This window comes from Citrobacter sp. Igbk 16, from assembly GCF_028069755.1.
Taxonomy (GTDB): domain Bacteria; phylum Pseudomonadota; class Gammaproteobacteria; order Enterobacterales; family Enterobacteriaceae; genus Citrobacter.
Window position 1 is genome coordinate 14,071 of the sequence record NZ_JANEWJ010000004.1, and the last position, 19,375, is coordinate 33,445.

General features: G+C 51.0%; 30 protein-coding genes. 2 read left to right on the forward strand and 28 right to left on the reverse strand.

Annotated elements, in window-relative coordinates:
• Window positions 1–24: 24 nt before the first annotated feature.
• The 13 genes from NNO03_RS04120 to NNO03_RS04180 all read right to left on the reverse strand — a co-directional run bounded on the left by NNO03_RS04120 (window position 25) and on the right by NNO03_RS04180 (window position 9,099).
• A complete protein-coding gene (locus tag NNO03_RS04120) occupies window positions 25–681 on the reverse strand; it encodes a hypothetical protein (RefSeq protein WP_271448898.1) in 657 nt (218 codons plus the stop codon).
• A gap of 204 nt (window positions 682–885) precedes the next feature.
• On the reverse strand, window positions 886–1,410 hold the full coding sequence (locus tag NNO03_RS04125) for a hypothetical protein (protein WP_182294152.1): 525 nt from the start codon (window positions 1,408–1,410) through the stop codon (window positions 886–888).
• Window positions 1,410–2,450, reverse strand: coding sequence for a hypothetical protein (locus tag NNO03_RS04130; protein WP_182294151.1), 1,041 nt, complete (start codon window positions 2,448–2,450; stop codon window positions 1,410–1,412). Before NNO03_RS04130 ends, NNO03_RS04125 begins: the two co-directional genes overlap by 1 nt.
• Before the next feature lie 161 nt (window positions 2,451–2,611).
• Window positions 2,612–3,283 (reverse strand): DUF6246 family protein, encoded by a 672-nt coding sequence (locus NNO03_RS04135; protein ID WP_271448899.1) that lies wholly within the window; start codon window positions 3,281–3,283, stop codon window positions 2,612–2,614.
• 58 nt (window positions 3,284–3,341) lie between these two features.
• The gene (locus NNO03_RS04140) at window positions 3,342–4,085 is read right to left on the reverse strand and encodes an Ig-like domain-containing protein (protein ID WP_271448900.1); all 744 of its coding nucleotides are present in this window, start codon (window positions 4,083–4,085) and stop codon (window positions 3,342–3,344) included.
• Window positions 4,086–4,147: 62 nt separating this feature from the next.
• Window positions 4,148–4,531: a hypothetical protein gene (locus NNO03_RS04145; RefSeq protein WP_271448901.1), complete on the reverse strand. Its 384-nt coding sequence runs from the start codon at window positions 4,529–4,531 to the stop codon at window positions 4,148–4,150.
• Complete coding sequence (locus NNO03_RS04150) at window positions 4,528–4,896, reverse strand: hypothetical protein (RefSeq protein WP_040230865.1); 369 nt, start codon at window positions 4,894–4,896, stop codon at window positions 4,528–4,530. The genes NNO03_RS04145 and NNO03_RS04150 overlap by 4 nt, the downstream gene beginning before the upstream one ends.
• On the reverse strand, window positions 4,886–5,248 hold the full coding sequence (locus NNO03_RS04155) for a hypothetical protein (RefSeq protein ID WP_271448902.1): 363 nt from the start codon (window positions 5,246–5,248) through the stop codon (window positions 4,886–4,888). Before NNO03_RS04155 ends, NNO03_RS04150 begins: the two co-directional genes overlap by 11 nt.
• 173 nt (window positions 5,249–5,421) lie before the next feature.
• Window positions 5,422–5,802, reverse strand: a complete 381-nt coding sequence (locus tag NNO03_RS04160) for a hypothetical protein (protein ID WP_100272359.1) — start codon at window positions 5,800–5,802, stop codon at window positions 5,422–5,424.
• 2 nt (window positions 5,803–5,804) lie between these two features.
• Entirely contained in the window at window positions 5,805–6,170 is a 366-nt protein-coding gene (locus NNO03_RS04165; RefSeq protein WP_271448903.1) for a hypothetical protein, read from the reverse strand.
• 9 nt (window positions 6,171–6,179) lie between these two features.
• Window positions 6,180–7,256, reverse strand: coding sequence for a major capsid protein (locus NNO03_RS04170; protein ID WP_271448904.1), 1,077 nt, complete (start codon window positions 7,254–7,256; stop codon window positions 6,180–6,182).
• Between the two features lie 10 nt (window positions 7,257–7,266).
• The gene (locus NNO03_RS04175) at window positions 7,267–7,707 is read right to left on the reverse strand and encodes a hypothetical protein (RefSeq protein WP_271448905.1); all 441 of its coding nucleotides are present in this window, start codon (window positions 7,705–7,707) and stop codon (window positions 7,267–7,269) included.
• A 3-nt stretch (window positions 7,708–7,710) separates the two neighbouring features.
• Complete coding sequence (locus NNO03_RS04180) at window positions 7,711–9,099, reverse strand: DUF2213 domain-containing protein (protein WP_271448906.1); 1,389 nt, start codon at window positions 9,097–9,099, stop codon at window positions 7,711–7,713.
• A 53-nt stretch (window positions 9,100–9,152) separates the two neighbouring features.
• Between NNO03_RS04180 and NNO03_RS04185 the strand changes: the two genes are divergently transcribed.
• A complete protein-coding gene (locus NNO03_RS04185) occupies window positions 9,153–9,500 on the forward strand; it encodes a Rap1a/Tai family immunity protein (protein WP_271448907.1) in 348 nt (115 codons plus the stop codon).
• Here NNO03_RS04185 and NNO03_RS04190 read toward each other — a convergent pair whose 3' ends face one another.
• From NNO03_RS04190 to NNO03_RS04205, 4 genes are read right to left on the reverse strand one after another with little or no spacing between them, the layout of a single operon-like run.
• Window positions 9,501–10,481 carry a phage minor head protein gene (locus NNO03_RS04190; protein WP_271448992.1) on the reverse strand — a complete coding sequence of 327 codons (981 nt, stop codon included), beginning with the start codon at window positions 10,479–10,481 and terminating at the stop codon, window positions 9,501–9,503.
• Entirely contained in the window at window positions 10,438–11,886 is a 1,449-nt protein-coding gene (locus NNO03_RS04195; RefSeq protein ID WP_271448908.1) for a DUF1073 domain-containing protein, read from the reverse strand. The genes NNO03_RS04190 and NNO03_RS04195 overlap by 44 nt, the downstream gene beginning before the upstream one ends.
• An 11-nt stretch (window positions 11,887–11,897) precedes the next feature.
• The gene (locus tag NNO03_RS04200) at window positions 11,898–13,445 is read right to left on the reverse strand and encodes a terminase (protein ID WP_271448909.1); all 1,548 of its coding nucleotides are present in this window, start codon (window positions 13,443–13,445) and stop codon (window positions 11,898–11,900) included.
• The gene (locus NNO03_RS04205) at window positions 13,442–14,014 is read right to left on the reverse strand and encodes a terminase small subunit (protein ID WP_271448910.1); all 573 of its coding nucleotides are present in this window, start codon (window positions 14,012–14,014) and stop codon (window positions 13,442–13,444) included. The genes NNO03_RS04200 and NNO03_RS04205 overlap by 4 nt, the downstream gene beginning before the upstream one ends.
• A gap of 15 nt (window positions 14,015–14,029) precedes the next feature.
• Between NNO03_RS04205 and NNO03_RS04210 the strand changes: the two genes are divergently transcribed.
• Window positions 14,030–14,512: a hypothetical protein gene (locus NNO03_RS04210; RefSeq protein WP_271448911.1), complete on the forward strand. Its 483-nt coding sequence runs from the start codon at window positions 14,030–14,032 to the stop codon at window positions 14,510–14,512.
• Window positions 14,513–14,523: 11 nt separating this feature from the next.
• On the opposite strand, the gene NNO03_RS04215 is transcribed toward NNO03_RS04210, so the two are convergent.
• From NNO03_RS04215 to NNO03_RS04265, 11 genes are all read right to left on the reverse strand, one after another.
• Window positions 14,524–14,982: a lysis protein gene (locus NNO03_RS04215; RefSeq protein WP_271448912.1), complete on the reverse strand. Its 459-nt coding sequence runs from the start codon at window positions 14,980–14,982 to the stop codon at window positions 14,524–14,526.
• Entirely contained in the window at window positions 14,979–15,527 is a 549-nt protein-coding gene (locus NNO03_RS04220) for a lysozyme (protein WP_271448913.1), read from the reverse strand. Before NNO03_RS04220 ends, NNO03_RS04215 begins: the two co-directional genes overlap by 4 nt.
• Complete coding sequence (locus tag NNO03_RS04225) at window positions 15,499–15,777, reverse strand: phage holin (RefSeq protein ID WP_001568784.1); 279 nt, start codon at window positions 15,775–15,777, stop codon at window positions 15,499–15,501. The genes NNO03_RS04220 and NNO03_RS04225 overlap by 29 nt, the downstream gene beginning before the upstream one ends.
• 157 nt (window positions 15,778–15,934) lie before the next feature.
• A complete protein-coding gene (locus NNO03_RS04230; RefSeq protein WP_271440852.1) occupies window positions 15,935–16,123 on the reverse strand; it encodes a hypothetical protein in 189 nt (62 codons plus the stop codon).
• Window positions 16,124–16,299: 176 nt separating this feature from the next.
• Window positions 16,300–16,989, reverse strand: coding sequence for a bacteriophage antitermination protein Q (locus tag NNO03_RS04235; protein WP_271440853.1), 690 nt, complete (start codon window positions 16,987–16,989; stop codon window positions 16,300–16,302).
• Entirely contained in the window at window positions 16,986–17,123 is a 138-nt protein-coding gene (locus NNO03_RS04240; RefSeq protein WP_016156248.1) for a YlcG family protein, read from the reverse strand. Before NNO03_RS04240 ends, NNO03_RS04235 begins: the two co-directional genes overlap by 4 nt.
• Entirely contained in the window at window positions 17,120–17,728 is a 609-nt protein-coding gene (locus NNO03_RS04245; RefSeq protein ID WP_271440854.1) for a recombination protein NinG, read from the reverse strand. The genes NNO03_RS04240 and NNO03_RS04245 overlap by 4 nt, the downstream gene beginning before the upstream one ends.
• 2 nt (window positions 17,729–17,730) lie before the next feature.
• A complete protein-coding gene (locus tag NNO03_RS04250) occupies window positions 17,731–17,937 on the reverse strand; it encodes a hypothetical protein (RefSeq protein WP_271440855.1) in 207 nt (68 codons plus the stop codon).
• Window positions 17,937–18,536 (reverse strand): DUF1367 family protein, encoded by a 600-nt coding sequence (locus tag NNO03_RS04255; RefSeq protein WP_271440895.1) that lies wholly within the window; start codon window positions 18,534–18,536, stop codon window positions 17,937–17,939. Before NNO03_RS04255 ends, NNO03_RS04250 begins: the two co-directional genes overlap by 1 nt.
• Before the next feature lie 96 nt (window positions 18,537–18,632).
• Entirely contained in the window at window positions 18,633–18,833 is a 201-nt protein-coding gene (locus tag NNO03_RS04260) for a hypothetical protein (protein ID WP_075847211.1), read from the reverse strand.
• 141 nt (window positions 18,834–18,974) lie between these two features.
• On the reverse strand, window positions 18,975–19,361 hold the full coding sequence (locus tag NNO03_RS04265) for a hypothetical protein (protein ID WP_271440856.1): 387 nt from the start codon (window positions 19,359–19,361) through the stop codon (window positions 18,975–18,977).
• Window positions 19,362–19,375: the final 14 nt, after the last annotated feature.

Genomic DNA, 19,375 nt, shown 5'->3' on the forward strand with positions numbered 1-19,375 from the left:
TAGTTAATTCAATTCACCGTTTAATCAGTCCTCTCCTAAGCGCACTGCTGCACAGGGAGTAAAACTATGCGCATCTGATATATAACCACTAACCTTCTGAGGGTTGTATGCGACTCGCATCGCTCCACCATTGAAAGTTATGGAATATTCACCATTTTTAAATGATGATTTATCACCTTGATAGTACGAACTACCAAGCATAACAAGCGGCTTAGATCCTGTTGAAAAACCTACGCTACCAGCCCATCCGCACTCTATTAGCATGAAAAGATGAGTCTCTTTAAGGAAAAATTTATTTGCCTCTTTGCCCCCCCATGGAATGGATGCAATTCTTTTCATTTGCTCTTTGACGTCTGATTTTGTTCTATCTTGTTCTATTACAATGTTATTTACCGAGCACTTTGCCCATTGCTCTGTAGTTTTTTTTATTCTGTCAGAGACAGCAAAGTTAGCTTTATCCAGACTGGCAACAAAAACTTTCGTATTATCATCAATAAAAATAATTCCCTCTTTCTTTTCTTTTAACGGAGGAGTTATCACATAAGATCCATCCGGTCTGTAAGCGGTAAAGGATTCTCCGTCAAAAACCACATTTGCATTACCTTTAATGAAAAGTTTTGGAGATGCAGACAAATCACCAACCGAATACTCACATGCGAGTTTTTCACTAGCTACAGACATTCCAGACACCACTAAAAGGCAGAGCGCAAGAACGTTCCTCATATCCCTATCCCCTTTGGTTAATTTGCCAAGAGAGTAGCAGGGATCTGACGACGACAAAACCCGTGGTTAAGATCGGGATAGATGGCTGTGCTGTAGATAGCAAAAACCCGCCGGGCGGCGGGTCTTATTGACTGAACTTGTTGTAACAAAATTAGGAACAATTCATTTTGATTTACCATTACTTCGGTTAATAACTGAATCAGCAGCTCTCCTGGAAGAATCCTGCTTTGCAGTAAAGCGCTTCAATATATCTGGACCTGTTAAACTTAAAATCACCGTAAGTAACTGCCACAATGTAAGAAAAACAAGCAAGCCATATGATATCCCACGGAAAATACTCTTATGGGAAATAATCCAATCGGATTGCTTAAGTAATGGGGCGATTATGCCTACCAGCAAAACTATGGCCAGTATTGCTGTAGAGTGTACGATCGGTGTGAATAGGCGATGTATCCCTTCGTTCCCTCCGCCTGAATCACCTCCGCGGAAAGATTTTTTAAGCCTTTCTGGATAAATAATTGCGAACCAAGCGCCAACAACCGCAAAAATTATTGATGCTGTAGTTCTCAGAGCTTCAAAAAGCGGCCACTGCAATGCAAAGGCAATTGTGCGGCCAAAATACCCGGCAGCGAAAATTGCTAAAGCAAATATCAATGCAAGTACAAATAGAGCCGCTTTTTTTTTCATTAAAGTCCTGAACCCCGCAAAATCAATGCTTTTTTACTTCTAAGGTCGGTCAGTAGCGATTGAAGATTTACAATCTCATCATTTTCCCTTTCGATTCGAAGGTCGAACTGCGTCCTAGAAAGAGAGTTACTCAACCAGTAGGTTTTGTTCGCTTCCCCCTGAAAAACAAAGCCATAGTCATTCACCTCTGACGGATCAGCATCCCATTCCTGTATCATTTGGTTCACGTCGTCCAAATCAACATCTGGGGATATTGTATATCTTACCTTGGTTGAAGGTTGAGCTGCGTGCTGAGCACCCAAACTGATTTTAGCAAGCATTTTTTGCCACAAATCAAGATCTGGGCCAATACTTAAATCAAGCTCAATAATTCGTTCAATTTTCTTTATGAAATTAACTTTTTGTTTAATTTCTTCATGTTTTCCGGGGTTTTTAATTAATGCAGTATTAAACCTAGGGTAATAAACCCTTTTTTCTTCATGCTCATCAGACACATCAAGCATGTATCGGCTAACCCTTACTTCATGCGAACCGTCATCTAGCTCTACAACTTCAGCTTTGGCATGCTTCGAAGATTGCTTTAAAAAACACTGCATATACTTCTGCAACGAACCCTGAGCTGTCACTTTGTTATGAAGTCGAATTGTTGCCATCAAATTCTGATCGGCGATAAACCAAAAATAAGTAGCAAACCCAGGAATACTTCCCTCCTGAATCGGATTCATTATCACTTCCGGCTCAGCGCCAAATCTAGCATCTTCACTAAGCGAAGGCATGCGTTGACCGTTACTTGGAACTTCGTTCCATAAAAGCAGGACCCAATCCTCACCAACACTTTTGGAATCAACTAAGTAGGATGGATAACGTTCTTCATCAGCCTCAAAGGTCTTAGTTTCCTTAAGTGTCTTAGGTTCGGCCCAATCTTTAAGATCGACCAAAATTTCAGCCAACGATCCAAAATCAGGTAATCCTGCACCAGAACGATAGAAACCAGCATTTCTCACACGATAAAACGTAAAAGTCGCTTGCTCATTAACCATAAACCTCAACCTTGAGTAATAGGAAAAGGTTTAATTTAATACTAAACAGATTTTAAGGTTACCTGATTATTTGATCAGCACCATTAACTGTATACATATACAGTACAATGCCGCCATGCCATATGCAATAAGGTTCCGCCTATTGATAAAATACAACACACCTACATTTTAGCCAGCCGCCGCGCTTTCTTCGCCATATAGTCATCAGCCACGGCGTCATACTCTTCTCTCGTGAATCCTTTCTGGTCTGGGTATTTTGCCGCCAGCAGCATCTGAAATTCAGTCATCGTTAACTGAGTGGCCTCAGCACGGTTCATGCCGAAATGGCTGCGTGCCGCGCTGATGTAGTCGAAGGCCTTAAACTCCGAGGTTCGCTCTCCTGTCCCATGGCGCTGCAACTGGCGAACTTTGGCTTTGCCGACGATACCATGAGTAATTAAGCTCTGCGCAACAATTAGCATGCTCGACGCCGGCATTGAGCCTTTGTGCCAAACGAATCCCCACCGCCCTGATTTACCCAGTTCCAACCAGCCAATAAGTGGGGAAATATCATTATCACAACATGCGGTGAGAACTGTATGAGCAGCTACGAATGCCGGTTTTGCGAATTGAATACTGGATATGTGCTCACTTAGCCAGGATGGAATGTATCCGTATGCCTCGATAGCTCTTTTAACCATTGGCGTTACGTTATCGTTGTGAAGATGGTAGAACGCGCTAACTATTTCCTGCGGCGAACCAATACGAGCCATGGCTTCAAAAGATGGTCGGAAGAAATAGTCGGCTTCGTGATCAACAATCAGGCATTCGCCAATTTCTTTCAGGGGTGTCATTTGATCTTCCATGCAATGGATATTATCAAGGGCAGCGCGCCGCCCTTTGGAATATCCGTTATGTAACGGTCACCGTATGCACGGCCACAAAGTTGCCGTCTTCGGTGTTGATGATGATCTGCGCGCTGCCGGTGCCGACGCGGTTCACCGTGACGGCGGTACCGGAGGCCGTAGCAGTGGCTTTGGTTGGATCGGTTGATGCAACGGTGAAACCTTTGTTGGTTGCGCCGGTTGGCGCGACGTTCACTGTAAACGTACTGGTTCCGCCCGCAGCGCCAGTGCTGGTAGCCGGAGTTACCGTCACACCTGTCACTGCTATAGCGGTCAGTTCGTTAACTTCAATCGTGCTCGCATCACCGACCTTGAACTCGGTGGAGAACGTGACGATGTCATTGGTTCCACCGTCAGAGCTCAGCGCCGTGATGTTCATGTAGCCGATGAATTCAACCGGTCCATAGTCCATGCGAACCCAAATACCAGGCTGCTTCTTAGCCTTCAGTTGCGCAGCAAAATACGTGATGAACTTGCCAATCCCGTACTGGTCCAGCTTGTCTTTCTTACGCACTTCACCATCAAAACTGATAGTGAAGTCACTGTTCGTGATGATGGTTTCAACGTAGCCGCCGCCGTCATCCGCGTCAGAAGTTACAGAGTTCGGGTTGAAGTCGAAGCCCTTAGACGTGCCAGCGGCCAGCGCCAGCCACTCAGATTCGAGTGGTTTAACGTCCGGACAGCCATCGGCAACCTCCAGCACGATAGCGCCGCCAAACAGGCGTTCATTTGAGTTCTGGCAATCAGCCATTTGAAACTCCTTAATTTGCATAAAAGAAAACTCGCCGAAGCGGGTCTGTCTGGTTGAGGGAGCTATTCGCCGAAGGTGCAGGCGAACTGGAGTCGAAAGACTATTCGTCCTTCTTCTGTGAGCACCGGCACGGGGATTGCGCCCATGTTCTGGATGTAGCCGACACATTCATCAGCCATGGGATTGGCCTGGACGTAATCGACGATGCGCTGAACGGCATTAAGCGCATCTTTGCGCTTGTCTTTCGCACCGACGACATCGACCAGGACGTGATACTCAGAGCCAAGGTCCGTTCTGATATTAGAACCACCGTTTGGCCTGAATACCATCACCGCTTTCGACAGGTCGCCCGGGTCGTCATACATCAACTGCTGCACCATGAACCCGTCAGTAAGCCCGGCATCACCGAACATATTGCGCACCCGCTCATGCATCATGGGTGTCATAACGAAAGCTCCTTGAGAATCACCGCATCAATCTGACTCCGGGTATCTTCAAAGCCTTCCGTCAGAAACTCTTTCTGTGCTGTCGAGCGCCGGAAGACTTGGGGTACATCAGGATCATGAACATAAACAGCATAATTAGCCGAGTACCCAACCCTCCCGGTGACCAGAGTGCCACTGGTGTTAATTTCACGGTACTGACTATTAAGCAACGTAGATGTATCGATTGGGGTGTATAACGCAGCCTGAGAGCTACCGATAATCATTGCAGACTGCAGAGCCCTAACCACCTTACGGCCTCGAACATCCTGAATAATTCGGTTTAGGTTGGCCTTAGCCTCACGGATACCACGAACTTTAGCGCCCATAGCCTGCTCCTGTTAGAATGGCGTAATCGTCCGCGATGCGCTCGAATGTATCGGCATACTGTATAACCTGCCTAACCTCGTCAGCGCCGGCCACAACAGGATCCGCTTCGATCGATACGCCAATCAGCAGGTAATCACCTGCCGCTGCCAGCGCATACTCAGTCCAGACAGTGTTCTTCACGACGATTTCAGCGCCCAGGCTGCCGATGCGCTTTGACAGTCCACCCTCGTAGTCACAGAGAATCTGCTCAGGCGGTTTATAGCCTCGCGGGTCGCCATATTCATCATTACCTGCCATCTTGCGCCAGATTGTCGCTGTGGCGGTATAGGACCAGTTAGCAACCGAAGACATACCCTATTCCCTCCATCGCAGTACAATCACTCCTGTGGCCCGGATGCGCGGACAGGTGATATGCCACTCGCCATTAGACTTAACAAAGCCGGTTGTCTCCCGCCCAGTGTCAGTCAGAACCCACACACGTACGAATGAGCGGGGTAAAGTTTGCTTAACGGATGTCCACGTCATCAACAGCCCCCAACGACATCGAAGAACCCGACACTGTTACCAGCGCTGATTGGCAGTTCACTGGTGCAACCGCTGGTATCGAGCTGAGTCAGCGACTCCCGCAACCAGGTAATGCTATCGGTACCGTAATCGAAAGAACGGGACGCGCCAGACGGTGCGCCCTGTGATTTCAGGCGGCGCGCGCCGGACGATGTCGCCATCAACGCGGCTGCGTACATCAGAATCAGCTTTGCTGTGCAGTCGTCATACCCAGCGCCATCAAGACACGGGGTAATCTTGTTCACCACGCAGAGAATCGGATCCAGCAGCGCACCCGGAATGGAATAACCCAATTCACCGAGGAACGCCTGCACGTCTGCCGCCGTGATTGGGTCAGCCATGGTTATTTCGCCTTCTTGGTTGCTTCAGCCAGCGCGGCAACAGCGTCGTCAGCGCGTTTAGTTTCGGCGGTGAGAGCATCAGCATGCGCCACATCTTTCTCGGCTGCTGCCTGCTGCAACTGCTGAATCTGCAACAGAGCGTCATCCAGTTGGGCCTGAAGCGTGCCGGTTTCGGTGGTGAGTGGCGCAGACGGGGGCGATACTTCAAAATGAAGTTTGACGCCCTTCTCCTTCGACTCCTCCGCTTTTCCATCGGTGATCCATTTCTCAGCGATCGCATCGTCAACATCATAGGTTTTACCAACCTCCAATTTCTGGAAGTTGGCACCGGCAAAGAGGTTTGCAGCCAGAATCTTTACGAGTGCCATGTTTTATCCTTAGCTCGAAGCGTAAACGACAGAGAAATGACCGCTAATGTCCTGCTTAACCATCAGTCCAGCAGCCCCCCAGGTGCGCCAGATATAATCGCTGTTGTAGAACTGACGCGGATCAGCAACGGTACCGAACGCCTGGCCGACAATCGGAGCGATGACGCCAGCGCCCAGTGGCACAATCATGATCTGATTCCCGGTCAGCTTGGCATCTTCTTTGATGTCTTTAATGCCGGAGAGCTTCTTGATCTCTTCCAGCACCGTGCGCAAGGAGTTCACGTCGAAATACTGTTCCCAGTTCGACATGATTTCACTGGATACATACCAGGTCTGCTCACCGTACTGATAGTTCTGCAGCTTCAGCACGTCGCGCAGCAAGATTGCCTGCGCACGAATGGCCTTCGGGTCGGTGCTGGTCGCGAAGTTGAAGGTCAGCGTGATCTGAGCGACACGCTCATCAGCACGCAGGCCTTTCCAGGTTTTATCGTCGAACTTGATAAAGTTGCCCGCTTTGTCGCGGAAACCGCTCCAGATGTAGTCCACGTACTGACGACGAACATCATCGACAGATCCTGACTGGGCATCAGCTAGGGAAGCCAGCGCCGAGCCTTTGTTGAATACTGGGTCACGCCAGTTAAACTTAAAGCCGGAATCGTGGATCGGGACCATCGTACCGTCGAAGGTGTAGGACTTCGCATCCAGCGCAGCACCAATCTGTCCAGACATGGAAGTGTGTGCCCAGCCGCGACCGCCGGTGCGAGCATACTCATACACGGACTCTTCCAGGCGAACTGAGCGTGACAACGGCATAAGGTCGTTCAGCAGCGTGAATTCGGTAGTCGGCTGGAACTCAGCGAGCACCGTCTGGTCGTATGCACGGTACAGGCGACGAATGTCGTCGACCGCATTAACTGCATCCAGCACAGGCGCGTTAGCAGCATCACCGCGCACGCGGGTGCGGGCGATGAAATCAGCAACAGCCTGAGCGCTGGCATTACGGGCAAACTGCAGTTCCTGAAACTGAGCGGTGTTCGCCTCAAGGTTTCGGGTGGCAGTTGCCTGTTGGGTAGAGAATGCAAACATTCGTTGCTCCTTACTTAATGACTACGCGCAGCAGATCGCCGGCGGTAGCAATGGTGTATGAACGGTCCTCTTCCACGAACGCGAAGACCGGCTCATCGGCAGCGGCGGCTTTCACGCGGCCATTTACAACGGATAGCGCCTGACCTTTGGTGTAGCTTCCGGCCACTGCTGGCACGTTAAAGAACACGCCCGGAGTTGGATGCATTGCCACAACCCAGTCACCGGCCGCAATGATGTCGTCGACGGTTTTGCAGCGCAGATAGTCGTAGTTGGCGACGTAGAGGATCGCGCCTTCTTTGCCGTCCACAGAGGCGGTGAATTTTCCTGCTGCATTATCGAAGAAGCCGATCGTACCCGGCGGGGTTGCTGCGGCAGCGGCACCCTCGCGATGGAGTTGCGGGTTTGCAAAGATGCCGCCCGCGTGAATTACGTGTTTCCCGTCTTTAGCCATTTCTTACTCCGGCATTTCGCTGAAAGATTGGTTATTGGTAGCCTGGCGGAAAACGCCACTGAGGCCGGTTGAGGTCTGGCACTGAGCAAACAGCTCTTTCAGCGGCTCGCCGTCCAGCGCGTTCACGGCGACATCGGTCATGCCAAACTTGGCTTTCACCGCAGCGCGCTGCTCTGACTTCTCTTTGTCGGCATTAACGGTCAGACCAGATTTAACCGCGGCGAGATCGTCAGCAAATGGCTTAAACCATGCCGGGGCTTCTGCCTGGTTGTTGGCGCGCTCACGCTCTTCTTTTTCAGCCTTTTCGCGGGCGGCCTTTTCTTCAGGCGTTTCGGTTTTGGTGGCTGCCTTCTCTGCTGCCAACTGGTTGTAAGCATCCATCAGCTCGGCATCGGACTTGCCTTCAGTCGGCTTACCAGCGGCTTGTAGCGCATTGATAATCAGTTCTTTCATCGGATCGTTCTCTCCGTTGGTTTTAATCTCGTACTCAGTTGGTTTGCGCACGACTTCTACAGGTTCGCCGACGAAAACGGCCTTGCCGGCTTCATCGATGAGGTACTTCTGTTTGAAATATTTCGCGTCATCTCGATAGATGAAGGTGTCCGGCCAGACCGATTCGGGCCAGAGGTATGAATCAGTTCCGCGCCCTTCGCGAAGCTTGTCGCTGATGGCGCGTTGAATATCGTCAAAGGAAAAGTTGGAAGCGTTGGTGAAGAAGAATCGCGTTTTATTCAGCAGCCCCTCACGTGTGCAATCAGCGGCATCAGCAATGCTCGCCACTTCGATTTCCTGCTCTTCACCTTCCGAGTTAACGAAGATGCCGACCCCTTCAGACGGCGTTCCTGCGCCCTGCTCGTCAAGCAGCACCGCCACGTGGTCAAACATCATGTTGGTGGCGATCTCGTTGTACTTCTTGCCCTTCGATTCGCCGTTGGCGGCGATGCCGGAATACAGTAAGCCAGTGGAAATGTGGATCGGGTCAACGTTGGTACCGGCTGCCATCTCATCCAGGCGGTTTACGAGTCGCTTACCCTTCTCGCTCGACTCGGCGTACTGGCGGTCGACGTACATGTCACCGCTGACTTTGCCGTCTGAGTGGGTAACATTCTGGAACCATGCCCCGACGTGGTAGTTGTTGACCGCCCTGACATCACGCGCTGATACGTGCTTGCCGTCCACCTTCGGGTGGCCCAGCGGCATAGGGTTACGCTCGAGCGTGTTGTAGGCCTTTTCGATTTCTGCTGCCGGGTACAACTTCCGGTTCATCACGATATCGTCGACAACGGGCGTGACACCGCGAACCACTATATGTGGCTTGCCGTCGATAGTTTCAGTGGTGATTTTTGAATCGGAGTTGACGACGGTCAGCACGTTAACGCGGTTGCGTTTCATGCTGGGTCCTCAAGGTGTTAATATTATTGAAATTGTAAAAATGGAGTTAGCAGATGAAAAAAGTTGCAATAGCAATTGCGCTGTCAGTTATTTCTTTTCACTCAATGGCAGATTATTACGGCGGTAATGATATAGCCAAGTGGAGCGATTCCAGACTGAAGGCTAAAGCTGGAACCGCTGATAATACAGATTTTGTCAATGCTGGAATCCTACGAGGTCTTGCTATCGGTGTTCATGATGCTTTCGAAGGTTCAACTATTTGCTCACCTCAGCAGGCAACAAACGGGCAAATAGTGGACACCGTGACAGTATATGTGGCCAATCACCCGGAGAAACGAACTGAGAATGCCTCTACATTAGCGTATGAAGCATTATCAAAAGCGTATCCATGTAGAAAATGATCACGCAGCCTGCTTCCAGGCTTTACGCTCATTTGCCAATTTGTCTTTTAATCCAAAGTTGAAAATGCTGCCGTCGTCGTTGAGCAGCACCGGGATCTGGCTACAGTAGCAGTTATATCGGTTGCCGCTCTCGGCGTAGAAGCCGCGAACCTCTTCGGTAGTGAACACCTTCCCGTGACGGCCGGCGTGCCAACTGCGTGTCGTCGCTTTGAGCGCTGACAGCCACAGCAGCCCGGTTTTTAGACCCAGCCTATCAGCAGCCCAATCCGTTTCGTTCCATTGCGCCTGGCGAAGCGCACCGACCTGCTCAGTCTGGGCAATGTTTTTCGCCCGTGACATCGAGACATCAAGGCGTTTGCTGACGATGCTGGCTGTATCTCGGGGGCTAATGCCGCGGCCTATAGCGTCAGCAATTACGTTGGCGAGATCAGCCCGTGCTGCATCGCTTATCCCCTTCCAGTCGCTGTATGTGCTGATGTAAGCACTAGCGATCTGGTTTTGATACGCAGGACTGGACAGCAATTGCTGAAGTGTCGTCTGGCTGGCGTAGGTCTGAGATTGCACCGAAAGGTTGGTGAAGGCGTTAAGCGTACCGCGCTCATACTCTGTCGAAACATAATCCAGCGCCCAGAGATTCTGACCGCCACCGTCCAGCAGAGCATCGTCAAGGATGGTTTGCACAACCTGCAACAGGTCTGCCAGTTGCGCAGCCGACATGTCATAGATGTACGTTCCGGCGTTTACTTGGTACAACGAAGTCTCAGATCCCTCGTTATTGCATATCATCCACGACCATTTGCCATTGGTTTCGCGTTGCTGCCCGGTAAGCCGCTGGTCAAACAGCGTTCTCAGTCGGCGCTTTATCGTCAGATAGCGTTCATCGATGTCACGAAACATCCGCCCTACCTGCCGTGCTGACTGCGTAGGGTCGGCTTTATTACGTGGTACGACTGGCGTTCCGATTCTGGTCTGCACTGTCATCATCATCTGTCAGCGGATCCTTATCGGTTGGTTTAGCGTTTGGGTCTGGTGTCACGGGCTCTTTCCGTGGCTCAAGTTCTCCGACCGCGCGAACCTCGTTCTCATCGACCGCCGGAGTACCAAAGGCCTGTTGCGTTTTCGCCGCCACGTCGGCCATTGCCGCCATGTTCGCGAGTTTTTCTTTTTCGCTCGGCGCCAATAAGTCGGACCAGGCTAGGGTCACCTCGCCGGATGTCGGCGGTTCGATAATGCCGACGGTCCAGAATCGCTCAATCACGCGGGTAATGACGTCGGAAAGGAACCCCCAGCGCCTCTCGTTGCAGCGGTTAGCCCAGGCTGTTTTATCTTCCTCTGACGCGAGGTTGCCCGTCTGCTTGCCGAACATTATGTTGAACGGGCACTGAATCGTTGAAGAGAATGAGTTAGCCGATACTGTCCAGCTTGGTGTGGGATCAGCGGGAGCGACCGAAAGAACAGAAGGTGTACCTGCCTGCATTACCAGCGCTGCGTCAGTACCTCGGTTCATTTTCGTCACTTTGTCGTTCAGTGCTTCGCCCAGGTCTTTGTAACCAGCATCAGTCGCCGCCTTTTTCAGGGCATCCATATTGGTTTCTTTTTCAAACGCAATGCCCAGTTGTCGGCTGGCGTTCTTCAGGAAGCCCTCGGCGCTGCCGCCCTTCGTTTTCTCGATATCCAGGAGATCGTTATAGCCGGCTTCCAGCAGCGGGATACCTGACAGAATGTTCTCGTCTTCAGATCCCTCGCACAACAGGATGATACGATCTGGGTGCACCTGAACGGAACGAGGGCTGCTGTAGGTTCCCTCGTCGCCAATGGGTTGCTCGTTAAACTGGTAGCTCACCGGCTGCCCGTAGGTCTCAGACCAGGTATCGATATCAAGATTGCCCGGGGTGATCTGCGGCTCCCACGCCGGAATAAGTTTCACCAGCGCAGCGCTACCGAGTTTTTTCACCACATCGACATCAATCGGCTCGCTCCAGTCACGGCTGTCACGAACCTGGATCAACAACGCGGAGTAGCGCCCCACCATATTGCGACGATCAGCACCCTTAATTTTCGCCCAGTGTTTCTTCATCAGTTTGGTGACGGCCTTTTCCCACGGCGTCGTGGTCGTCGACTCTTTGTCTTCGTCGCCGTCGATAATGGTCGGCCGGTCGACCCAGCAGCCATCAAGCAGCTTATGCACCGCAGCAAAACCGGTGGAACCACGGCGGTATTGACGATAGAAATTATAGAAGGTGAGCGTTTCCGGATAACCGAACTCATCCCACAACTTCGTGCGCTTCACGTTGCCATTACGCCCAGCGTATTGCATGCGCTGGCGCCCTATTGCATCAGCAAGGGCGTTAACGAGGAATGAGACCTCGCCTTGTTGTTCACTCACTGATGAACTCCTTAGAAGAAGATGGCTCCCACCTTCGCCGGTGAGTGCAGTACGCGGTAACGAGTGGCATCCCAGTCGTGGTCTTCCTGGGTGGTGTCAACGTCGTCAGGTTTTTTGTCGTCACGAACTAAAACCGGGATGCGGCTTATCCAGCCCCGGCAGTGCTCCATTACATAGAAAGCTGGCTTCTCGGGTATTCCTGACTCCATCTTTTTAGTTTCAACAACGGCCTCAAGCATGTCAGCAAAGAGCGATGCGCCGTTGATGCGCGATCCCGGCTTCTTATCCGCTGGTAACCATTTCACGCCCTGGGCCTCCATTTTTTGGGCGATGGACAGCTCGTTATCGCCCGTATTGAAAATCGCACCATCAGCCGGGCCGGGGATGACGCTACTGCATATTCCAGGTACGATGTGCATCTGGCCTTTGCCCTGCACTTCCTCCGGCTCATCCACTTCCTCGCCCACCAGCCGCTTATCCACCCACGCCACGCCTTTAGCGACGTTTGTGGACGACATATTCAGGCCTTTGTTGAGCTCATCAGGTGGGCAGCCATACCATTCGCCAATCAGGATCAGCGACCCGGCAGGCGGGCAGAACTGGCGACCATCAGAAAGCTCGGCAGCGGTGCCGTCGGTGCGCGCCCACCAGAGATTGGAGAACGGCTTCGACTCGCCCCAGTCATGGGAGCGGTCAACCGTCCAGCTATCCGGGATGCGGAACGGCTTAATAACGTGCAGCGAGGCATTCCACAGGTGGTCAAAGCGTCCGCCGCTGGTGACGTCCCACGAGCCCTCTACCCACGCTTTGCGGCGATTAGGGTCTTTGATGGCCATCAGCGTTGCGATGTACTGGGGATCGAGATACGGGTTCTCTTTGAACGAGCCGTGAATCGCAACGCGGGTAAGCGTCACGTCCTCTTCTCGTTCGGTCTGCGGGTTAAAGACCTTTTGCGTTTCTCGAATGATAGTGCCGCGTGGTGCTGGCTCAATGAAGCGCTTCTTCACCCAGGTATGGCCGATGCCAAACGGGTTGGTCGTGCTGAACGTCTCCAGGGGGATCGGCTTAAGCAACGAGCCATCATCCAGCGGATAGTTCTCCGGCCGGAACGATGAGCGTCTGCAGGAGAACATCATCTCGTAGAACTCAGCCGACTGCTGCTTGGTCAGTTCGTTGAAGCCGATAAACGGGAACTCCTGACCGTGATAGTCCCAGTAGTCGCCCTCTTCTTTCCCAAAGCGGAACAGCAGCTCTTCGCCAGTAGGCCATACCCAGCGCAGCTCAGATGCTGACGCCAGATAGCGCGCACCGTCGTTAAACAGGCGATACATACGCTTTGACTGGGTAATGATGTCGGTGAGGTTCTTATACTCGGTATCGAAAATGACGCCACGCCAGAACGAGCCATAACCAAGACCAACCAAGCGACGGAAGCGCGCCAGTTGCGCAGCGGTTTTACCCGGGCCGCGCGTTCCCTCGTAGAGGATTTCGTTACACGGGCAGCTCAGGGAGAGCGATTGCGATCCCGGCAGAGGTTTCCAGACGGCTTTGTAATTCATCCACCCAGGACCTCGCTCTGCTGTTTCTTCGCTGCTTCTTCCCAGCTATCAACATTGTCACTGGTCGGTACCAGCATAACGTTGTGGGTCGCCACGACTTTCTGCTCGACCTGCTCTTTGAAGGCCTGCACGCGCACATGCTTGCCGAGCAGTTCAAGGTTCTTGCCCTTATCCGGCCACTTAACCTTTTTGAGGATGGTCTCCGCCGTTTCCTCGTCGAAGTTCTGAATCGTGGTGCTGATGTCCAGACCGGTTAGCGACGTTCGCCAGGCTTTTGGCCACGAACTGATCGGCCTCAGGCTACCGTCGTCGTTTAGAATGTCCAGAACGTCCATCTGGTCGATTTCAACCAAGCGCCGCAGCACATAATCAGCATCAACACCCACATCTTCGTTGCGCTTAGCTTTGAGTTCGGCGATTCTGTTTTGGATGTCAAGTTTTGACAAGTTCTGGGCAGCTATGCGGTTCGCAGTTTTGACGCTGTACCCCGCCCGAATAGCCGCCTGTGTAGCGTTTAAATCGATGAGGTACTCGCGACAGAACATATCTTGCTTGTCGGTGAGTGCCATAATATGGAGTCCGTAATGAACAAAGATGAACTGGAAAGCTTGTGCGTTAAAATCAGAGGCTGCCTTGATGAATGGTATGCTGATGGAACACTCAATAATTTAGACGGTAGTGAAATGAGCAACTTTCCAAGCGGGTGTTGCGGATTTGTAACGGAATGCTTAGCCGTTATTTTATACAAATTGACTGGCGAGGTTCCTAATCAGGTAAGTGCTGAATGCAATACAAGCCATTCTAACTACAATAAACTAGCTGCGAATAGTCATCTCTGGATTGAACTTAACGGGATTAACATTGATTTAACCGGAGATCAATTCAATGATCACTGCATCAACATTCCTCCTGTGTTTGTATCAACCTCTCCGCATCCACTATCCTCCAAAATGAAAACAGAAACAAAGCCAGCATATGTAATTGGTTTAACTAAGCCACTAACAGGGAATGACGTTGCACAACTATCATTAATTCGACTATTAAGAAAAGAGCTAAGCCTTTACTGACCTTTCATTAATTATTTAATACATTGCGTGCGGATGTAATCCTGCAGGACACTCAGGGACTTTTGGTCGCTGATGATTCCGGATCTGATACCGAGAACGTTTCGTCCAGCAACTGAAGAGAGTTCGACGGTGGCATCATCGCCCATGCTGGCGGCGCCGGTGGTTTGGGTTGCGACTGGCACTGAACTCTTTCCTTTGACGAGCACCCGACCACCATTATCAAGCTTGCGCTGCAGAGCATCATTTTCAGCTTTAGCATCTGCCAGTTCCTTCGTGTATTTGGCATCCAGTGCAGCAACATCGCGCTGCCGGGTTGTCATATCAGTGATTGTTTCCTGCCGCTGCTTAGCCAGTGATTCGGCAGCATCTGCTCGCCGGGTCTCTTTACTAATCTGACCAAACAGGATGTAAATAATCAGGATTGATAGGAGTAACTCAAGGCCGATAATCAACCATGCTTTGAGAGTCATTTATCTATCTCCCAGCACGTCAGCGCGCTTTCCTGGTCCCGTCTTTCTACCTGCCCATAGCAGCCATTTTTCTGGCCTTTGGTCAGACGACAGTCGCGGCCACCGTCTTTAATCCACCAGCGGATCGCTTCACAGGCGCCTTCACGGTCGCCAGCATTTATTCGCTTATAAAACGTAGACGGGAAACATTTACCGGGGCCGATGTTGTAGGGACAAAAAGACGCGATCCCGGCTTTCTGTGGTTCTGTCAGTGGTACCTTGATATTGCGGTCCACCCAGGCCAGCGCTTTATCGCGTTCAATGGCGTTTACCTGGGCGCATTTCTCAGCTGACAGCTTCATGCCCTGCACTACCGGCTTGCCATCAACCATCGTGGCGCCACGGCAAATTGTCCAGATTCCTCCGCCGTCGCGATACGCCGTCAGACTATTACCCTCTTTCTCATCCAGAAACTGATCGAGAATAACGGGTGCGGAAGCCCCGGCAAGAATCAAACCAACGACCGCTGCGCTCAGTTTATTCTTCAGCTTTGGTGGCATAGCCATTGCGCCGATCCTCCCGTTCTTTCCAGCGGAAATACCAGTTCACTGCACAGGTGATAACAGTGCATGCGATACCGACAATAATTGCCCAGTCGCTCAGGCTTAACCCTGCAATTCTGTCGGCCAACATCCAGGACACCTCTTTTGCTGTTTTAGCTGTTTCGGCATATGCCTTCGCTGATACACCGCAGCCGGTCAGCGTGGTTCCTGTTCCATATGAAAGTCTGCTGTAAATGGTGCTCATTCTGGTCATAGCCTCACCTCCGATTTTTCGGATGGCGCTGTGTGTGTATGAAAAGGGTCAGGCTTCACGGGCTGAATTTATCAACAAAGCACGTAGCGGATGATTCCCGTGAGCCTGAAATGAAAAATCCCCGGCGGGAAGCCAGGGATTGGATGTTTGGTATTTTTTATTGCGGTGGCTGCAATGGTCCTTCGAGAACCTCAGCTTCCCCGTTATGGCAGATGTCGTCGCCTCTGGTTAGATGCCAGACTCCAGTGATCATTTTACCTGTCTCCAGGTCTTCAAAAATCTCATTGGTAAAATATGCCACCTGAGCAGTCCCGTTAAACTGGATCCAGTAAAACCCGTTATCCATATCCCCTCCTATATGTATGGGGGAATTATACGGGGCTGGTCTCAGAGTGGTTTTAGAAATTCTTAAATCGCTATAAAGCAAAAAGCCCAAGGCGTTAACCTCAGGCTCGAAAACTCATTTACTGCCAGTGCATACAACAATGGCACAATATCAGATTTACACGAAATATATCCATTTCAGTTCGGTTTTGCAAGACTTACATCCAAATTTGTCGCCTTTTGTTGTGAACGTGATCGCGTTACTGATATCAGAGCGCCGCTATCGAGCCGCGTAAAGATGCTACGCATTGCCAGCCAGTGTGGGAGATAGGTTTCTGTCCAGGTCGACTTAGCCACGCCAACCAGCTCCGCCAACTTTTGGTATTCATACACCTCACTCCCGGCCAGATCTGCTTTAACATCCTGCGCAGCCAGCCAGATTAAGGCTTTCAACCTGTCCATCGTTTTTCCGGCCACTTTCTTGGTGCCCATTTGAGCCCTGAACTCGCCCCATGCCCACTGAGTAATCAGCACCTGATTCTCCCACTGCACATTCTCGCTGTAGTTCCATAGAAGCCAGGCCTTCTGGTGCTCTTCGAGCGCCATCAGCGCACGGCGCCACGATGCGGTGGAGTATTCAACCGGCTGCACCAGCGGAATATGCGAACCCTTGGCATGCGATTGCTTGCCGGGGATTGGTGGGTTATCCAGTGTTATCATTTCCCCGGTCACTTCATCCAGCACTCGAGGCTTTTTACGTTTAAACGTTCCAGTATCGAACTGCGCGTTCTCCAACCAGGCCATTAACTGCCCTTTCGTAGCACCACTTAAATCAGCGGTGGCCACCATCAGCTGCTGGCGCACGTATTCGAGAAATTGAGTGTTCATACAGCACCGCCTATGGTTTTGATATAATTCTTCAGTATTCGGTAGTCCGTCAGCACAGAGCCGGGAAAGTGATATAAGCGCAATCGTTGCCAACGAACGCGGAGGTGATCAGCAAAATAGGATTCAAATGTCATGCGGCCTCCCTGCTCTTAATTAATCCACGACGAAGTGCGCTGTAGCGCTTCCTGATGGCTTCGAGTTCTTCGATTGTGTATCGGTGCGGAAAGTTGTTGTTTTCGAGCGCCTCGACGCGAACAGAGCCGATTTTCTCGATAAGCCCAAGACGGTACTGCTGCTGATTTCCCGACAGCTGAACGTTACAGTGGTGACACTGTTTATTAATATTGTCTTCGTGATAGCGGAGATGTGATGCCTTACCGCGTGAGCGGTAGTGACCTGCTTCCCACTGGACGGTGTCGAACGTCCCACAACTGATGCATGGCAAATCATGGTCACGCTCGCGAATATAGTCATTGACGACGCGCTGGGTTAAATCCTCCCAGTGCTTCAGCGGCTTAGCAGCTGCTTTCCGTTTCCGCCAAGTGGCGCGTTCTTTTTTCTCAGCATTGCGCTGCCGGGCAAGCTCTTTACGCTGTAAGGCTTCCCGAGCTTTTCTGGTCTGTTCTTTGCCGACGACGCTGGCACACCCGAAGGAGCACACCAACTGCCCGTTACGCGCAGGGTGAAACCACTGCCGGCATTCTTTGTTCGCGCACTTACGGCGCGGCAATTTAGCCATGATCACCCCCACACCTTGCTTTGCCAGACACGGCTTGGGCGCGGCGCCCTCTCGCTTTCCGGCAGCTGCGCGCTGATAGTCCAGGTGATGTTGTCGTGGTTAAGACTGCGCTCAACCTTTACGCCACGGCGGCGGTAATTAGCCACCAGCTCGTCTGCCTGTTCGGTTGTGCATTCGTGATGGTGGAACCAGGAATATTTCATCGCCATCACCCCGCAAAACTCATGAGCTGAGCGGCGGCGTTCTCGGCTTCACGCTGGTCCTTGAAAGCCCGGGACAATACCCAGCGCCACAGAACATCGAACGCAGCTTTGTACAGCTGCTGGAACTCGGTTTCGTCCATGTTGGCAAAGGCAATGCTGCGTGGATGTTTGCGAAGGGTACCGTCAGGTAGCTGAATAGCGTCGTAGTGGCCAGACTCGACGATCACCCATGCACGGTATGCGTCATAGGATTTGCAGATACTGATGCTACCTGCGCGCTTATCGGCGATGCGGTCCAGATACTGTTCAGCCGCATCCAGGAGTGCAGCTTCACTTCCCGCGAAAGAGGCAAGGAATTTAGCGTACCCGGTCACCAATTTACGTTCGTTGGAAGAGATCGCCCCGCCAGTAGGTTCCCAGTATTCAAATCCGAGATTGAGTAATGCGAAGAAGCGACGGTGAAAAGCCGGGTTGCGTACCTGCCGGAACTCAGCCACCAGCACGGCACCGAGTTTGATTTTCGATTGCAGTAAATCGCTGGTCTCCGGCGTAGCGGGGATCAGGATTCCTGATGACTGCTTGATTAGTTGTAACTGCGCCATGATGCTCTCCGTGGCGCATAAGGTTGTCAGTTGCTCAGGCTGACACTGACATTATGTACAGTTGATAATGGAAAATCAATGCAAGAAAAAACCGCAGTATCAGGCTGGTTCAGTCCCTGTCGAATTGGTTTTATGATGCAATGGACGCTCCAGCCAGACAATCCATGCTACAGCCGCCTCCCATGATATATATCCATTACCGCCATTTTTCGCTCTGCGGAGATCAACTGCATCACCAAACCTTTCAATGATGAATTTTTCAAATTCTATACGTTTTTCTTCGTCGTTCGTTGAATCCATGCATTCCCCAGTTGCGTCCGACTAATCGCTCTTATTGCATAAAAAATAGCATATTCAATAGAGAGTGAAAAACCCGCCGTAGCGGGTTTAAATAGAGAAATTGATTACTATGATGTAACCCTAAAGTTCTATGAAACTCTTCTATATCACCCGAACCACAGCCTTTTCATTTCTCCACGGCAGAAGAAGTAAAGAAAAAAACGTCATTTTTATAACCACACCTAACGTGATGAGAAGAGCCAGTTTTATGTTATACGCCCCAGTCACATCTAAGTGGCTCAAAACTTGCCAGGCATTTATTGCAGCCAGTGAGAGAAGAACCACGTAATATTTTAATAGTCGAGTTCTTTCCCAGCACCCTCTTGTTTTTGCCCAATCAATCAATACGGCATAAAACGCAATGCAGATGATAATAGCATCAGCACCCTTACCGTAAATGTAGACACTCAAGATACCCGCAAGTACCAGCAATGTGATTAACGTGCCACATAAAGCCTTAATTAAGAGCGTCTTAATATTCATTTTCACCCACTAACCAGCCA

Excerpts from the sequence above, each read along its gene's own strand:
- NNO03_RS04120 (WP_271448898.1), bottom strand. The coding sequence starts at position 681 with ATGTCTGTAGCTAGTGAAAAACTCGCATGTGAGTATTCGGTTGGTGAT.
- NNO03_RS04125 (WP_182294152.1), bottom strand. The coding sequence starts at position 1,410 with ATGAAAAAAAAAGCGGCTCTATTTGTACTTGCATTGATATTTGCTTTA.
- NNO03_RS04130 (WP_182294151.1), bottom strand. The coding sequence starts at position 2,450 with ATGGTTAATGAGCAAGCGACTTTTACGTTTTATCGTGTGAGAAATGCT.
- NNO03_RS04135 (WP_271448899.1), bottom strand. The coding sequence starts at position 3,283 with ATGACACCCCTGAAAGAAATTGGCGAATGCCTGATTGTTGATCACGAA.
- NNO03_RS04140 (WP_271448900.1), bottom strand. The coding sequence starts at position 4,085 with ATGGCTGATTGCCAGAACTCAAATGAACGCCTGTTTGGCGGCGCTATC.
- NNO03_RS04145 (WP_271448901.1), bottom strand. The coding sequence starts at position 4,531 with ATGACACCCATGATGCATGAGCGGGTGCGCAATATGTTCGGTGATGCC.
- NNO03_RS04150 (WP_040230865.1), bottom strand. The coding sequence starts at position 4,896 with ATGGGCGCTAAAGTTCGTGGTATCCGTGAGGCTAAGGCCAACCTAAAC.
- NNO03_RS04155 (WP_271448902.1), bottom strand. The coding sequence starts at position 5,248 with ATGTCTTCGGTTGCTAACTGGTCCTATACCGCCACAGCGACAATCTGG.
- NNO03_RS04160 (WP_100272359.1), bottom strand. The coding sequence starts at position 5,802 with ATGGCTGACCCAATCACGGCGGCAGACGTGCAGGCGTTCCTCGGTGAA.
- NNO03_RS04165 (WP_271448903.1), bottom strand. The coding sequence starts at position 6,170 with ATGGCACTCGTAAAGATTCTGGCTGCAAACCTCTTTGCCGGTGCCAAC.
- NNO03_RS04170 (WP_271448904.1), bottom strand. The coding sequence starts at position 7,256 with ATGTTTGCATTCTCTACCCAACAGGCAACTGCCACCCGAAACCTTGAG.
- NNO03_RS04175 (WP_271448905.1), bottom strand. The coding sequence starts at position 7,707 with ATGGCTAAAGACGGGAAACACGTAATTCACGCGGGCGGCATCTTTGCA.
- NNO03_RS04180 (WP_271448906.1), bottom strand. The coding sequence starts at position 9,099 with ATGAAACGCAACCGCGTTAACGTGCTGACCGTCGTCAACTCCGATTCA.
- NNO03_RS04185 (WP_271448907.1), top strand. The coding sequence starts at position 9,153 with ATGAAAAAAGTTGCAATAGCAATTGCGCTGTCAGTTATTTCTTTTCAC.
- NNO03_RS04190 (WP_271448992.1), bottom strand. The coding sequence starts at position 10,481 with ATGACAGTGCAGACCAGAATCGGAACGCCAGTCGTACCACGTAATAAA.
- NNO03_RS04200 (WP_271448909.1), bottom strand. The coding sequence starts at position 13,445 with ATGAATTACAAAGCCGTCTGGAAACCTCTGCCGGGATCGCAATCGCTC.
- NNO03_RS04205 (WP_271448910.1), bottom strand. The coding sequence starts at position 14,014 with ATGGCACTCACCGACAAGCAAGATATGTTCTGTCGCGAGTACCTCATC.
- NNO03_RS04210 (WP_271448911.1), top strand. The coding sequence starts at position 14,030 with ATGAACAAAGATGAACTGGAAAGCTTGTGCGTTAAAATCAGAGGCTGC.
- NNO03_RS04215 (WP_271448912.1), bottom strand. The coding sequence starts at position 14,982 with ATGACTCTCAAAGCATGGTTGATTATCGGCCTTGAGTTACTCCTATCA.
- NNO03_RS04220 (WP_271448913.1), bottom strand. The coding sequence starts at position 15,527 with ATGGCTATGCCACCAAAGCTGAAGAATAAACTGAGCGCAGCGGTCGTT.
- NNO03_RS04225 (WP_001568784.1), bottom strand. The coding sequence starts at position 15,777 with ATGACCAGAATGAGCACCATTTACAGCAGACTTTCATATGGAACAGGA.
- NNO03_RS04230 (WP_271440852.1), bottom strand. The coding sequence starts at position 16,123 with ATGGATAACGGGTTTTACTGGATCCAGTTTAACGGGACTGCTCAGGTG.
- NNO03_RS04235 (WP_271440853.1), bottom strand. The coding sequence starts at position 16,989 with ATGAACACTCAATTTCTCGAATACGTGCGCCAGCAGCTGATGGTGGCC.
- NNO03_RS04240 (WP_016156248.1), bottom strand. The coding sequence starts at position 17,123 with ATGACATTTGAATCCTATTTTGCTGATCACCTCCGCGTTCGTTGGCAA.
- NNO03_RS04245 (WP_271440854.1), bottom strand. The coding sequence starts at position 17,728 with ATGGCTAAATTGCCGCGCCGTAAGTGCGCGAACAAAGAATGCCGGCAG.
- NNO03_RS04250 (WP_271440855.1), bottom strand. The coding sequence starts at position 17,937 with ATGGCGATGAAATATTCCTGGTTCCACCATCACGAATGCACAACCGAA.
- NNO03_RS04260 (WP_075847211.1), bottom strand. The coding sequence starts at position 18,833 with ATGGATTCAACGAACGACGAAGAAAAACGTATAGAATTTGAAAAATTC.